Source organism: Halocynthiibacter sp. C4 (assembly GCF_028823805.1).
GTDB lineage: Bacteria > Pseudomonadota > Alphaproteobacteria > Rhodobacterales > Rhodobacteraceae > Falsihalocynthiibacter > Falsihalocynthiibacter halioticoli.
Genome location: NZ_JAPEIE010000002.1, coordinates 851,511 through 865,444, shown reverse-complemented (window position 1 = coordinate 865,444; position 13,934 = coordinate 851,511). Strand labels below are relative to the sequence as shown.

Annotated in this window: 14 protein-coding genes; 2 read left to right on the top strand and 12 right to left on the bottom strand. The window is 55.6% G+C overall.

The window, feature by feature from the left end; translation table 11 throughout:
- Nucleotides 1-40: 40 nt before the first annotated feature.
- Nucleotides 41-1,252, top strand: coding sequence for a sugar ABC transporter permease (locus OU789_RS11425; RefSeq protein WP_274655724.1), 1,212 nt, complete (start codon nt 41-43; stop codon nt 1,250-1,252).
- Between the two features lie 13 nt (nt 1,253-1,265).
- Nucleotides 1,266-2,048 carry an ATP-binding cassette domain-containing protein gene (locus tag OU789_RS11420; protein WP_274655723.1) on the top strand — a complete coding sequence of 261 codons (783 nt, stop codon included), beginning with the start codon at nt 1,266-1,268 and terminating at the stop codon, nt 2,046-2,048.
- A gap of 193 nt (nt 2,049-2,241) precedes the next feature.
- Here OU789_RS11420 and OU789_RS11415 read toward each other — a convergent pair whose 3' ends face one another.
- The 12 genes from OU789_RS11415 to OU789_RS11360 all read right to left on the bottom strand — a co-directional run bounded on the left by OU789_RS11415 (nt 2,242) and on the right by OU789_RS11360 (nt 13,913).
- Nucleotides 2,242-2,937, bottom strand: coding sequence for an RraA family protein (locus tag OU789_RS11415; protein ID WP_274655722.1), 696 nt, complete (start codon nt 2,935-2,937; stop codon nt 2,242-2,244).
- The gene (locus tag OU789_RS11410; protein ID WP_274655721.1) at nt 2,937-3,629 is read right to left on the bottom strand and encodes an alpha/beta fold hydrolase; all 693 of its coding nucleotides are present in this window, start codon (nt 3,627-3,629) and stop codon (nt 2,937-2,939) included. The genes OU789_RS11415 and OU789_RS11410 overlap by 1 nt, the downstream gene beginning before the upstream one ends.
- Nucleotides 3,626-4,750, bottom strand: a complete 1,125-nt coding sequence (locus OU789_RS11405; protein WP_274655720.1) for a cobalamin-independent methionine synthase II family protein — start codon at nt 4,748-4,750, stop codon at nt 3,626-3,628. Before OU789_RS11405 ends, OU789_RS11410 begins: the two co-directional genes overlap by 4 nt.
- A gap of 18 nt (nt 4,751-4,768) precedes the next feature.
- A complete protein-coding gene (locus OU789_RS11400; RefSeq protein ID WP_274655719.1) occupies nt 4,769-5,731 on the bottom strand; it encodes a cupin domain-containing protein in 963 nt (320 codons plus the stop codon).
- Nucleotides 5,732-5,883: 152 nt separating this feature from the next.
- Nucleotides 5,884-6,858: a nuclear transport factor 2 family protein gene (locus OU789_RS11395; RefSeq protein ID WP_274655718.1), complete on the bottom strand. Its 975-nt coding sequence runs from the start codon at nt 6,856-6,858 to the stop codon at nt 5,884-5,886.
- On the bottom strand, nt 6,855-7,871 hold the full coding sequence (locus tag OU789_RS11390; protein ID WP_274655717.1) for a LacI family DNA-binding transcriptional regulator: 1,017 nt from the start codon (nt 7,869-7,871) through the stop codon (nt 6,855-6,857). Before OU789_RS11390 ends, OU789_RS11395 begins: the two co-directional genes overlap by 4 nt.
- Complete coding sequence (locus OU789_RS11385) at nt 7,868-8,635, bottom strand: SDR family NAD(P)-dependent oxidoreductase (protein WP_274655716.1); 768 nt, start codon at nt 8,633-8,635, stop codon at nt 7,868-7,870. Before OU789_RS11385 ends, OU789_RS11390 begins: the two co-directional genes overlap by 4 nt.
- Nucleotides 8,635-9,717: an ester cyclase gene (locus OU789_RS11380; protein WP_274655715.1), complete on the bottom strand. Its 1,083-nt coding sequence runs from the start codon at nt 9,715-9,717 to the stop codon at nt 8,635-8,637. Before OU789_RS11380 ends, OU789_RS11385 begins: the two co-directional genes overlap by 1 nt.
- Nucleotides 9,718-9,735: 18 nt before the next feature.
- On the bottom strand, nt 9,736-11,064 hold the full coding sequence (gene hisD, locus OU789_RS11375) for a histidinol dehydrogenase (RefSeq protein WP_274655714.1): 1,329 nt from the start codon (nt 11,062-11,064) through the stop codon (nt 9,736-9,738).
- Nucleotides 11,065-11,068: 4 nt separating this feature from the next.
- Nucleotides 11,069-11,605 carry an ester cyclase gene (locus OU789_RS11370; protein WP_274655713.1) on the bottom strand — a complete coding sequence of 179 codons (537 nt, stop codon included), beginning with the start codon at nt 11,603-11,605 and terminating at the stop codon, nt 11,069-11,071.
- A gap of 129 nt (nt 11,606-11,734) precedes the next feature.
- Nucleotides 11,735-12,889 (bottom strand): carbohydrate ABC transporter permease, encoded by a 1,155-nt coding sequence (locus OU789_RS11365; RefSeq protein WP_274655712.1) that lies wholly within the window; start codon nt 12,887-12,889, stop codon nt 11,735-11,737.
- Between the two features lies 1 nt (nt 12,890).
- Entirely contained in the window at nt 12,891-13,913 is a 1,023-nt protein-coding gene (locus tag OU789_RS11360) for a carbohydrate ABC transporter permease (RefSeq protein WP_263952355.1), read from the bottom strand.
- Between the last annotated feature and the right edge of the window lie 21 nt (nt 13,914-13,934).

The following is a 13,934-nucleotide window of genomic DNA, read 5'->3' as shown; positions in this document are numbered from 1 at the left end:
CGGCCTTTGGGCCGGTCCGTTCTGAATTTTGGGAAACGCCATGACCACCGAGACCCTAGAGCCGCCATCGTTGGCAGAACCGACAAACAACCGCGGGTTCAACGTTCGTACGTTGTCGCTTGTTGGTCTGCTCGTCGTTATTGCCGTGACGTTCCATTTCTTGTCAGGAGGTTTGTTCCTCTCGGCGCGGAACCTTTATAACCTCGTTGTTCAGACCAGCGTGGTCGCCATTCTGGCATGCGGTATGACGCTGGTCATTGTGACCCGCAATATTGACCTCTCTGTTGGGTCCGTCTTGGGCTGTGTCGGGATGGTCATCGCGATGCTCCAGATCGAGATTTTCCCACAAGATGCAGCATGGAACTGGCCGCTCACGGTTGCTATCGGCATCGGGCTTGGCGCCTTGATTGGTGCGTGGCACGGCGTCTGGATTGCTTATTTCGGCGTGCCCTCTTTTGTTGTGACGCTTGGTGGCTTGCTTATCTTTCGCGGCGCGGCCTTCGAAGTTGCTCAGGGCAAAACCCTTGCGCCGTTTGATCCCGTTTATCGGCTGTTTGGCGGCGGTATTGATGGCGCGCTCGGCGTCGGACCGAGTTGGGCGTTGTTCGCGATTATCATGGTGCTTTACGGTCTTGGCGAAATTTTAGTCCATCGCCGCCAGATGCGGCTTGGGTTTGACTCGACCGTTCGCACCAAACTGCTGCGCTTCTTTGCTGTATTCGTAGTTGCTGCCGCATTCGTTGCCACGATGAACTCCTATATGAAACCTCGGAGCGATATCGGGCGCGGCATTCCGGTTCCTGCACTTGTGCTTCTATCGGTCGTGCTGTTCATGGAGTTCGTTACCCGCTTCACCACCTTCGGCCGTTACATTTTTGCTATAGGTGGCAATATCGAAGCTGCGCGGCTTAACGGCATTCCAACACGTCGCACCGTGCTCAAGGTCTTTATTGCGATGGGGGTTCTCTGTGCGATTGCCGCTGTAGTGACCACGGCGCGCCTGAACGCCGGAACGTCAAGCACTGGCGAATTGTTGGAACTTTCGGCCATCGCGGCTGCGGTGATCGGGGGGGCGTCCCTCTCTGGTGGTCGCGGAACAATTGCGGGTGCGGTTGTTGGGGCGTTGATCATTCAGAGCCTCGAAAGCGGAATGGTGCTGATTGGCGCTTCGAGTTCGCAGCGGATGGTCGCTATTGGCCTTGTCCTGATGGTTGCTGTTCTGGCGGATAAATATCTGTCGGGCGAAGAGTGAGGAGGGCACAATCATGAAGCCACTTATTGAAATGCGCGGCGTGTCCAAGGCTTTCGGCGGAGTCCATGCTGTTGAAGATGTAGATGTCGATCTCTATCCAGGCGAGGTTGTTGCTGTTTTAGGGCACAACGGTGCGGGTAAATCAACTCTGATGAAAATGCTCGCAGGAGCCTATCGTCGAGATACGGGCTCCGTGTTGGTTGACGGCAATCCAGCAGAGCTATCCTCTCCGGCAGAGGCTTTCGACTTGGGCATCGAAACCATCCACCAGACCTTGGCGCTTGCGGACAATCTCGATGCATCGGCCAACCTGTTCTTGGGGCGTGAAATCGCGTGGAGGGTTGGGCCGTTCAAGATTATGGACAGCGCGCAAATGCGCGACCATGCAGCCAAGGTTATCAATCAGCTAAACCCGCGTTTTACCAACCTGAACACCCCGTGTCGTGATCTGTCTGGTGGACAACGCCAAACGATTGCAATCGCCCGCGCGATCCACTTTGAGGCGCGCGTTTTGATTATGGACGAGCCAACCGCCGCGCTTGGCCCGCATGAAACCGCGATGGTTGGCGAGTTGATCCGCGAACTCAAAGCCAAAGGTATCGGCATCTTCCTCATCAGCCACGATATGCACGATGTGTTTGATCTTGCCGATAGACTCGTCGTGATGAAGAACGGGCAAGTGGTGGGGGCAGCCAAAAAAGATGACGTAACTCAGGACGAAGTGCTTGGTATGATTATCCTCGGGAAATGTCCTCCGAATGCCGAACCAGGGCCTGGGGCGCGTGTGAGCCAGTAAGTGTATTTTGCGGGCACGGATCGTTGGGATGTGCCGGAGTAGAAGTTCTATGATAACGGTCTTCGCTGTATCGGTTATTCGCAACTGCGGTATGATTTGTATGTCGTCAACAACGGCAACTTACATTGATCAATACAAGCGGCGCTAGATTTGTTGGTACCATCAAGTAATCGCAAGGTATTGAAGCGGCTGCCTAAGTTCTAGCGGCTTCGAATTCTGCCCATGCGGCTTCGAAGGCTTCGAAGTCAAAACCCTCTTTGCGCGCGGGTTCAAGGATGAGGTTTTCTGTGTCGAGCAACTTGCGAATTGCAGCTTCCAATTCGGGAGTTACTTCTGGTGGGATCACCAGTGCGCCATGTCTGTCTGCGTGAACCAGATCGCCATCGGCAACGCGCATCCCAAAGATTGTTACTGGCTGCCCGATATCTTTGACGTGGACAAATCCATGGCTCGGACCGATGGATCCTGCAACAACTGGGTATCCATCAGGCACATCCCCAAGGTCGCGCATAACCCCGTTTGTAAGCGTTCCGGATAGGCCGAGCCCCTTGTGGACGGTGGTGTTTATCTCGCCCCAGAAGGCGCCGATGCAATGCGGGAAATCCACGTCTTCAACCACGGCAATGGCGGGGCGCGGACCTTCTGACATGTGGCGATAATAGTCCATGCGCCGCGCTTTTATCACCTCTGGCGCTTCAGTGGGCGGAGCAACTGCGGCAATTCGTGCGGTGCGCGCATAGCCGACCATCGCGGGAGCATCCGGATGTGACGCCAACATTGTACTGCGCGTGAAATCATTAAAGCCGCGTTTGCCTTGAGCGACCTCAATGGCGTTGCAAACTGTAGGGGTATCGACCTGCTTAAGCAGCTTTAAAAGAGTGTCGTTCATTATGCCTCCAGCCAACGGGCCAGTGCCGCGTTGGTTTTTTCGGGTTGTTCAAGCGTGGGCAAATGCCCCGCGTTATCTATAATTTCCAGATGCGCGCCCTCGATCAGATCCGCCATCATTTCGTGTCGTTCTGGAGGGCAGAGGATATCTTCTCGTCCGCAGAGAACGAGCGCGGGAATCTTGGCGTTACGCAATGTTTCTGTTTGGTCTGGCCGGTCCATCAAAGCGCGCGATTGGGTCAGGAAAACATGCGGCCCCAGATCAAGAGCCATATCCATGCAGAGATCGAGCGTTTCATAGCGACGCGGGCCGGAGCTTAGATAGTTGGGCTTCATTTCGTCGCGCATTACGGTTGCGAGCCCACCGTCGCGCACCGCCGTCATCTGGGGAAAACGGCGCGCCTTGACCTCTTCAAGCTCGGCAAGCGGGTTGGTGTCGAGAAGCGCTATGCGTTCAACACGCTCGCCCTCTTGCCGCAGAACCTCCATGGCCACGATCCCGCCCATTGATAGCCCAGCTAGGGCAAATCGGGGTGGGGCGTTGGCCAGAATATCGCGTGCAAGCCCCTCGACGGTGGCGCGTTCAACAAGTGGCGCGCAGGCCACCATACGTTGACCGGAAAACGCGGCAAACTGCGGCGCAAAAAGCCGCGCATCACACATCATACCAGGGAGCATCACAAGCGGTGTCATTTAACCAGCGCAGCCCCCTCCGATAGTGCCGCGAGCTTGGCATAGGCAATGTCCGGATCAATGGCACCAAAGCCTGCAAATGTCCCAAACCCACAGTCGCTTCCAGCAATGACCCGCTCTGCGCCAACGATATCGGCAAACCGACCGATGCGCTCTGCGACGAGTTCGGGGTGCTCAACGAAATTGGTGGTTGTGTCGACAACGCCTGGCACGAGGACTTTATCGTCAGGAATATCACCGCGACGGTCACGGAACGTGGTCCATTCATGACCATGGCGCGGATTTGAAGTTTCAAACAGCACGTAGCGTGATTTGGTGCTCATCAAGGTATCAAACATCTTGGCCATCGGAATATCGCAGCAATGTGGCCCTTCGTAATTGCCCCAGCAGATGTGCACGCGTACCTTTTCTGCAGGCACATCAGACAGCGCATGATTGAGCGCTTCGACATGCATATCGGCAACCTTGATAAACTCGTCGTCGCTCAAATCGGTAAAGAGCATATGTCGCGACAAGGCCAGATCAGGGCAGTCCAGTTGCAGATCAAGCCCTGAAGCCACGATGGTTTCGTATTCGGCCTTCATCGCATCAGCTAGAGCCGCAAGATAAGCCTCGCGCGACTTGTAGTAATCGTTCTGCAGGAACAGAGAGATCACCCCGGGGCTTGCGGCATTCATAAATCCGCGCTCCGCTCCATGCTCTTTCATTGCGGCTTTGAGATTGGCGATGTCTTTCTCAAGTTCGCCCTGACCTTTGGAACGCACCTCGCCAACGCACATAGGGCGTGCGTATTGCGGAGTTCCGCCATCATCGGCCAACCGCTTCAGGAATCCGGGGAACATCTTGAGGTCCGCTGGCGGATTGCGCGGGCTGTCACCGTCAAAGCCGGTGTAGCGATCTTTGACATAGGTGGCGTAGGATATCTTGGATGTCTCGCCGTCAGAGACGATATCAATTCCAGCCTCGACCTGCTTGCGAACCGTTTCGGAAACGGCCTGCGACATGCAGGTGTCAAAGGCATCTGTATCGAAGGGCTCGCAATTCTCGCGGGCGAAAATAAAATCGACGACATCCTGCGTGCGCGGCAAGGAGCCCACATGGGTTGTTTTGATACGGGTCATAATGGGCTCCTCTTGAGGTTAGCTGCCGGTCCAGGTCAGGCCGGCGGGGTCATCGGTGGTGCGAACGCGGTAAAGGCTCGCTTCGCCAGTCATCGATGGGGCGAGTGCGTGTTCTTCTCCCGGGTTAATCAGACACGTATCGCCAGGGTTCAGAACAGTTTCGCCACCCTGCCACCGGAGCTTCCAGTGTCCGCGCATTGGCATCAAAACTGTTGGTTTGTCATGGCTGTGCATCTCGTCTGGAATTGAGCCTCGGGATAAGAAGTCAATTTCAAAACCCGGCTTGTCCTTGAGCAATGCATCCTCGCCGATCACCTTGGCGGGCTGCTTGCCTGCAAGCGCCATCAGGTCCCAATACCGCGCGACATAATCACGGATTACGCCATCAACAGGAACTTCGGGAAATGCCTTCAGCTCTTCTTCCGTCAAAAGCGGCATCGGGTTTACGCCTTGGGGTAATGTCTCGCCCTTTTTAGTGTCGTACAGTGTGCCGTTCTCGCCGAGCACAAGCCCGTGGTTGCTGGCGTCTTCGATAACTTGTGGCGCCCAAGTTACGCCGCCGCCCGCGTCATCTCCGCCGAGGACGGCCATGATCATTCCGTAGTCGGTTCCGATGTTCTCGAACCCGCGGAAAATGCCGGTTGGAATGTTGAAAATGTCGCCTTCCTCGGCCACGAATTCACCCGCAGTTCCATAGCGGCCCCAGAAGAACCGCCAGCGGCCCTTGAGAACAAAGAATACCTCTGCCGTTGTATGGGAATGAAGCGAGTTTCGGCATTTGGGCGGCTGACCTGCAGCGCCGATGTTGAAGCCGATTTGGTCGGTGATGTGAACGTGTTGATCGGGGCTTTCGCTGACGCCGCCGCCAATAATGGTGAAGTTTTCCTTTTGATCGGAACCTGGTGTGTGGGCGTCGATAAAGGCTGTTTTACAGGGGCGCAGATCGCCATAACGTACGATGCGGTCTTGAATAGTTGTCATTGTTTTGTCTCCTATTGGTTCTGATTTGAGCGGGTCAAACCAGAAGGCCGGGCGGACGATTGTTCAGGCGTCGCGCGCGACGCGAAGCGCGAAAGGCATGGAACCTTCGGCTGCCCTGACTTGCGTCTAGATATGGCGCGCGCGCAAGCACCTTAAAGCTCTCCTGTTTGAAGCAGGATCTGCTTCCAGACGGCGGTTTCATCAAACAGTGTGTATTCGCGGCGCAGCCCCCAAGGGCCAAACTCGGCATGGCTCGCACCAAGGATATAAACATCGGCCCCGGTCGGCGCACCAAACACGCCCCAGCCGTCATGCTTGCCATGGAGTGTCCAGCGCAACGCAGCGCGCGGCGGCATCATCGGGTCGTCCCGACCGATTTGGTGCTCGATGGTGAACTTTGCGTTCGGGAATGAGGCACGTAACCCCATCCAGAAGCGATCAACTGGCCCCCAGCTATGCCCCGTCATGCCGCCGAGGTATTCCGATTGCACGGCGCGGTCGTATTCGCGCTCAATGACCGACATGTCTGCATTCATGATACGGTTGAGAATGTCCGCGTATTTAGCGCCCCATTCGTTGTCATTCCCTTTGCCTTTATAAGGGCCGGGCTTGTCGTTGGCGGGGGTGAAAGGCTTTACGCATTTCTCAGGTCCACCTTCGCGCGTAATCAAATCGCGTGCAAAATCCTTGGGGGCCCATCCCATTTGCGCAACGATTGCGCCCTGATCTCGAATGAGCCATTCGTCGTTGATCTGGTTATTGATAGCATGGCAATCAGCGATGATCCGATACGTCAGCGTTTTGCCTGTAGCCTTGCCATATACCCCGTCGCCCAGATGCGTTGCTGTCGACAAAAGGCGGTGCGAAGAGAGCATTCCTTCTTCTGGAGTGCCGGACCAAATCACATCCTCGCCAAGCAGCGTTCTATCGGGAAATTCCGCAAGCGTCGCCATCGTTGCACCGATCACATCTTGATTGCCGACGACAACAGAGGCTGGCGACCGGACAATGATATCCGGTGCGTAGTAGTCATGCAGCGTAGCGATGCCGCGATCTTCCCAAATCTCCTTGGTTATCCCGATGATATAGTCGGGAAAGTCCTTGAACTTGCTGTCAAATCCCTTCATGTGCTCCATCCTTCCGGTACACGCGCCGAACCGCGCACGATGAGCGGCCCGTCAATCTCTATTTTCTGTGGTCCTTGCCCCGTTGCGTCGATCTCGGCGAGCAATAACTCGACGGTTTCTGAAACCATTCGGTTTGCAGGCTGGCGGACCGTTGTGAGGCTGTAGGCAGGCCACGCGGCAATCGGAACATCGTCGTATCCAACAACCGAAACATCGCCGGGAACAGACAATCCAAGCTCAAAACGCAGCACATCCATAACCGCAAAAGCCATGTGGTCGTTACAAACGAAAATGGCGTCTGGGCGATCTTCGCCTAGGCACATATTGCGGGCGGCTTCGGCGGCTTTTTCTGATTTGAAATCGCCGTCAGCGCGGGCGAATAGCGAAAGACCGTGCGCGGCCAATCCCGCACAGAACCCTGTTTCACGGTCGCGCTGGGTCGATGCGCCTTCCCACCCTGCGATATAGCCAATTTTACGGTGTCCCCCAGCAATCAGGAATTCCGCAACTTTGCGCCCGCCCTCAACATTATTCGATGCCACGGAAGAGAGGTCTGGCCCATCTTGCGAGCGGTTGAAAAGGACAATCGGAATGCCTGCATTGCGGCACCGTTTGGTCAATTCCGATGACATGGCAACAGAAGCCGTGATGATGCCATCGACTTGATAATCAAGAATTTCCTCGACCACAGAGTTGATGTTCTCGGCATTGTTTGACGCCATGAAAATCAGAACGTGATATCCTTGTTCCTGAAGTGCATTTGACAGTTTTTCTAGCGCCTCAGGGTAGAAGTGGTTTTCCAGATACGCGACGACAAGGCCAATGATACGGCTCTTGCCTGAAACCATCGCGCGGGCAAGTGAGTTTGGGCGATAGCCAAGCTCCTCGGCGGCTTTCTTGACCTTTTCAACGGTCCGTTTGGAGGCCGACGCGCCAGGCGTAAACACGCGACTAACTGCGGATTGGCTGACGCCTGCGCGCTCTGCGACTTGGGAGGAGGTGACTTTGCTCATTCTGCTGTCCATCCTCCATCGATCATGAGCGACGTGCCGGTCACAAGGCTTGAGGCATCAGACGCGAGAAACTGCACGGCGCCCATGATGTCTTCTACCTCACCAACGCGGTTGAGCTTGATCTTGTCCTCGATCCACGCTCGTTTTTCGGGCTGCTCAAATGTGGTGCGCGTTAAGTCGGTCAGAATGAACGTCGGACAGATCGTGTTGACCCGAATGCCCGCCTTGCCCCACTCGATGGCCATGGATTTGGTAAACCCCTCAACCGCGTGTTTCGTTGCGCAGTAAACAGCGCGATCAAGCCCGCCCACATGGGCCATCTGCGAGGATATGTTGATAAGGCTGCCGGGTTTTCCGGCCTTGATCAGCCCTTTTGCAACGGCTTGTGTGAGGAAATACGCGCCTTTAATGTTGAGGTCAGCGACCGCGTCAAAATCCGCTTCTGTTGTGTCGACCGCGGGGCTGTGGCGGGCTAATCCAGCGGAGTTGACGAGGATGTCAAATGGGCCGCTCTCCTCAATCGCGGCTCCCGTGCTTTCAATATCGGAGACATCAAGCGGCAGCGCATGCGCCTTCATGCCTGCGTTCGTCATTTTCTCGACCAAAGCCTCAAGCGTTTCTAAGCGCCGCGCGGCGAGGGTGACTTCGGCCCCCGCTTCACCAAGAGCCGCAGCACAAGCAAGGCCGATTCCGGCGCTGGCTCCTGCGACGAGGGCGCGTTTGCCATCAAGGCGAAACGAAGGGGTCTTGGGCAATTGCTGCATCAACTCATTCCATCTGGGATATTCAGGCGCTGCATGTGCCGCACCTTGTTGAACTCTCGCAGACGTGCAAACACGTCCACACCGAGTTGATGATACGCATCCAATAGATCAACCAACACCCAATTCTCGCGGATTTTCCCGTTTTCGATGCGCCAGAAATCCAGACTGCGCATGGTGATTTTCTTGCCCGAGGGGGCAATGCCGAGCCAGCCGCCGTGAGTGACGGTTTGGATCATGTCCGGCCAGCCAGTGACGGCAGCGTAGTCGCCATCGCCAAAGAAATGATAATCGATCTCGTCCACATATTGACCACGATCCGGCATGCCGGACAGAAACGGGATTTGGTGCCAGTTGCGGAAGCCCCGAATGCCGCGCCCTGTTCCGATACCAGAAGGGCCATACCAGCTCATCTTTTCGTGCCAGAACCGCTCCATCTCCATGACTTCCGGGCCGCCCTCGCTTGGATGGCGTTTCATGTGTTCGAGCATATCGATGATGTGCTGACGCGCTTGGGTCCCTTTTCCCATGTCATACGGGCCTTGCACGATGCCATCGTTTGTTGCGGGTCCCGGAATATGCCATTCGCGCCCAAGAGATGGGGCAAGTGGCCAAGCATTTGCTTGCATCATGACTTCGGGAATGTCCCACAACGCTTGAAATTCGACGATCTTGCCGTTTTCGACACGGAAGAATTCGTGAAAACGCATATGGACCTGATGACCGGTCGGGGGGATATCAAGCCAAGGCGCCTCGAAGGTTCCGGTGTAGTATCCACCACATCCTACCCACTCCGCGCCATCTTCGTCTGGGCCAGCCATGACGATGTAATCGCGCCGCTCAAGGTCTGGCCACGCATTCAATAAGTCTCGGTAGGCGGTGTCATAGAATGCGTCACCGCCGACGCTGTCGCCAAAGGGAAAGCAGAGATGGAAGATTGCGTCAGGCGCTGATGCATTGGCGAGCGCCTTGCGCACATCGGCTTCGTTAAAATCATACATCGCGGCGCGAATTGGCGCGATCAGGTCTTTGTTCTTGGTTTGAACATCCATTTTAGGTGTCTCGTATAGTTCGGAAGCACGCATGGCCTTCCGGTTGCAATATTAATTTGATGTGTCCTGATGCGGTGCGCCTTCGCCATAAGCTACGTTCACACCGCCATAGCGTCGAACGCGAAGGTTGCATTGCTCAGCGTGGCCGACGAACCCTTCAAGCATACAGAGCCGAGAACCATAGGCGCCAATCTCGGCGGCGGCCTTGTCGGTTATGACCTTCTGGTAGCTGTGTGTTTTAAGGTATTTACCAACCCAGAGCCCGCCGGTGTAGCGACCTGCCTTTTTGGTGGGGAGCGTATGATTGGTGCCGATCACCTTGTCGCCATTGGCCACATTGGTGCGCGGGCCAAGGAACAGGGCGCCGTAGCAGGTCATGTTTTCAAGGAACCAGTCGTCGCGGTCGGTCATCACTTGGACATGCTCTGATGCAATATCATCTGCAACTTCGAGCATCTCTTCATACGTGTCGCAAAGGATCACTTCGCCATAGTCCTCCCAGCTAACACGTGCGGTGCCGGCAGTTGGGAGAATTTCAAGGATGCGGTCGATCTCGGCTAATGTCTCTTCAGCGAGTTTGCGTGAATTGGTAACGAGAACAGCAGGGGAGTTGTATCCATGCTCTGCCTGACCCAGCAGGTCGGTGGCACACATCTCTGCGTCAACGGTCTCATCGGCAATCACCATAGTTTCGGTCGGACCTGCGAAAAGGTCGATCCCGACGCGGCCGAAAAGCTGCCGTTTGGCCTCGGCGACAAAGGCGTTGCCCGGACCGACCAACAGATGCACAGGGGCGATGCTTTCCGTGCCGAGCGCCATGGCACCAACGGCCTGAATGCCGCCAAGCACATAGATTTCATCCGCACCGCCCAAATGCATAGCCGCGATAACTGCCGGATTTGGTTCGCCGTTGAAGGGCGGGGTGCAGGCGATGATCCGCGGAACACCTGCGACCTTGGCTGTTGCCACCGACATATGCGCGCTGGCGACCATCGGGAATTTACCGCCCGGCACATAACAGCCAACAGATTGCACCGGAATATTCTTGTGGCCAAGGATTACGCCGGGAAGAGTCTCGACTTCGATATCTTTCATGCTGTCGCGCTGCGCCTGAGCGAAATTCACAACCTGCTCTTGAGCGAACTTGATGTCCTCCAAATCACGCGGGCTTACCTTGGCAATTAGCGCTTCAATCTCATCTTGCGTTAGACGGTAGCTCTCTCGGTCATAGCCGTCGAATTTGTTGGCCAACTCGCGTACCGCAACGTCGCCGCGCGTTTCGATGTCCTTCAAAGTCGCGGCCACAACCTCTGCGGTTTTCGCGTCATCTTCGGCGCGGTCTGCAGCGGGTTTGCCGTTTTTGAGGTGTGTGATTGTCATAGCTTTATCCTTGCTGGTTGGGCCGTGGGGCAAGACGTTCACCCCGGTCATAGGCTTCCCAGCCTTCTCCGTTAAAAAAATCCACGCCGAGTTGTGCGGCGACATGTGCGAAATCCACGTTCACCCAGTTGTCGACAATTTTGCCGTCCACGACTTTCCAGAAATCCATGTAGCGGATTTCAACGCGCTTGCCTGTGGGCGCGATGCCCATAAACGTGCCGGAATGGGTGGCCTCTTGTCGTCCGAATGCGGCGGCCCATTCGCCCATGTAGAGGCGGGCTTCGTCGATACAGGTCTTGTCGGAAAACGCCGCCTGAAAGGGGCGTTGCCAATTGTCCTGAAACTCTTGCAGGCCTGTTTTCGTGCCGCAACCTTGATTGCCCATCCATCGAAAACCGTCAGCGAAAAACTCGCCGATGTCGTTGATGCGGTGATCGTTCAACCCGTCGACCATACTCTCGATGACGCGGCGGGTTTCGTCTGTTTTGCTCAAGTCCGTGTCTCGGGTCAGCACCGCTTGTTCGGGGCGGGAACCTTTCATCACTCTTCTCCTGTCAATGTTCCTTGGAATTCTGCGGGGAGAAGATCACCGAGCAGAAAATCCCGTGGCATCCGGTTTAACGCGGGATGCCGTGACAGGGCGCTATGTCGGGCAACGCGGCTCATCTGATCACCCTTTCACGGCGCCTGCGGTCAGGCCGCTGACGATCTGACGCTGGAACAGCATCACAAGGAAGAACAGTGGAGCGGTAATCGAAACCGCCGCCGCAACCGCCACAACCTGATCGGTGGTGGTTGTTTCGCGGCTGAACATGCCTGCGATTGCGGGCACCATGGTTTGGTTTTGCGCATCAAGCAAAAGCGACGTCACGAGGAAATCGTTATAGCCGAGCAGGAAAGAAAACAGCCCGGTTGTAATCACACCCGGCCACATCACCGGCATAATCACACGGCGGAAGGCCTGAAAATGGCTGCATCCGTCAACGCGCGCGGCTTCGTCAAGCTCGGCCGGAATGTTCTGGAAGAACGAACGCAGCATCCAGATGGTGAAGGGTTGGTTGATGGCCACCAAAACCGCAATAACCGCGAATGGTTTGCCGTAGAGGGTCGGGGCGTTTTCACCAAGGATCGGCGCAAGCCATTCTGAGGAGCTGATGAATACGGGAAGATAGCCCGCCACCAATACAGAGTGCGGAAGGGCGCGGAAAATCAGCGCTGTAATGAGGATGGCAAAGGCCAAACGTGAGCCGGAGCGCGCGAGGCCATATCCTGCAAGCGTTCCGAACGTAAGCGAGACGACAACAACCCCGGTTGTCACGATCATCGAATTCTTGAAGTTATTTGAGAATCCGCGTTCCACCCAGACCGTTTTGTAATGTTCGGTTGTAAGGCCAATAATATCGCGTCCGAGCGGCCCGAGCATCGGGTTAAGAACGTCAAGGATTGCGGGAAGAATAGCAAAGAACGTCACGAGGAAGCCCAGAACCAACGCAAGCCCGCCGATCACCCAACCGACCCATTTTTGCCCCGCTGGAGAATAGGCTTCGACCATACCTGGCAGCTTCTTGGTCGCGATCCGCACGGTGGCCCAGATCACGATGATGCCGAAGATAATATCAAGCAGCGAAAGCCCGTTGCCGCCTGCTCTGGTACTTGGCCCGAATATCACATTCAGCGGGTTCGACGAGAATGCATCGACTGGCGATTTGAAGCTCATCACCATGATCCAGAAGATCGGGAAGGCAGCAACAAGGCACCAAACGGCAAGGAAGGTCGCGGAGGTAATTCTTAGGGCCAGTGGCTGACGAAGCGCGCGTGATGACATCTTAGTGGCCTCCTTTGTGGTCGTTCCATGTGCGGCGGAGTAGCGGCACCAGAAGTATGGCAATCCCGATCATTGTAATCATCGCGGAGGCCGATGCGCGGCTTACGGAGCGGTTGCCCGCTTGGTCCGGCACGAGGAAATCATAGGTGAGCCACTGCAAGCTGATCACGTATCCCTGACTAGAGAAGCCAACGACCTCTTCGAATACTCGATAGGAATCCATCAGGTGGATCATCGATACAAAAACGATAAGTGGCGTGAGGTGCGGAATGACGACGTATTTCAAACGCTGCCAACGGCTCGCACCATCAATAACGGCGCTTTCAAGAGCGTCTGTATTGACTGTCTGAAGCCCTGCATAGAAGACGATCCCCGCGAACGGTGCAACGTGCCAGACCCGATAGAGCATCATCAATAGTTCGATGGTCCAAGCCTGCGCAAATAGGGATACATCGCGTCCGAGGTACCACTCGATGAACGCGGTCAGAATGCCGTCTCCACGAAAGAGCCAGTTGATGCTCAGCGCGCCAATGACCGGCGTAATGATAAACGGCAGGAGCGAGAGAAAAATGACAGGGCCTTTAATCGCGCTCGTTGCATTGTTGATCATTAATGCAATGCCAAGCCCACCCGCCAGAACGAGCGGCAGGGTGATAAGCGTAAAGGTGAGTGTGAAACGAAGGGCTTTCCAGAAATCAATCGACTGAAGCGCAATCAAACCATCGGTCTTTACCGCGTTCCATGCGCGTTCGAGTTCAAGAACATTGGAGTAGCTTTGCAACCCGACGAATTCGGTTGTTTCAATAATATTGCCTTCGTCGTCCAACTTCGGGACGGATTTCTTTTCGGTGACGCAGATCTGGTCGGGGAATCCCGGAGAGCAGGATTCAACCTCGACTGTCTCGTAAATCGGCTTGGTATTATAGAAGCTTTGCTTCAGGACGCTTGCGAGAGGGAAGGCGATGAAAAGGATCATCATAATGACAGAGGGCCCGACGAAAGCTGCGAAAGTCTTGAAATTCATGGCTCTGCCTTTCTGGTGATC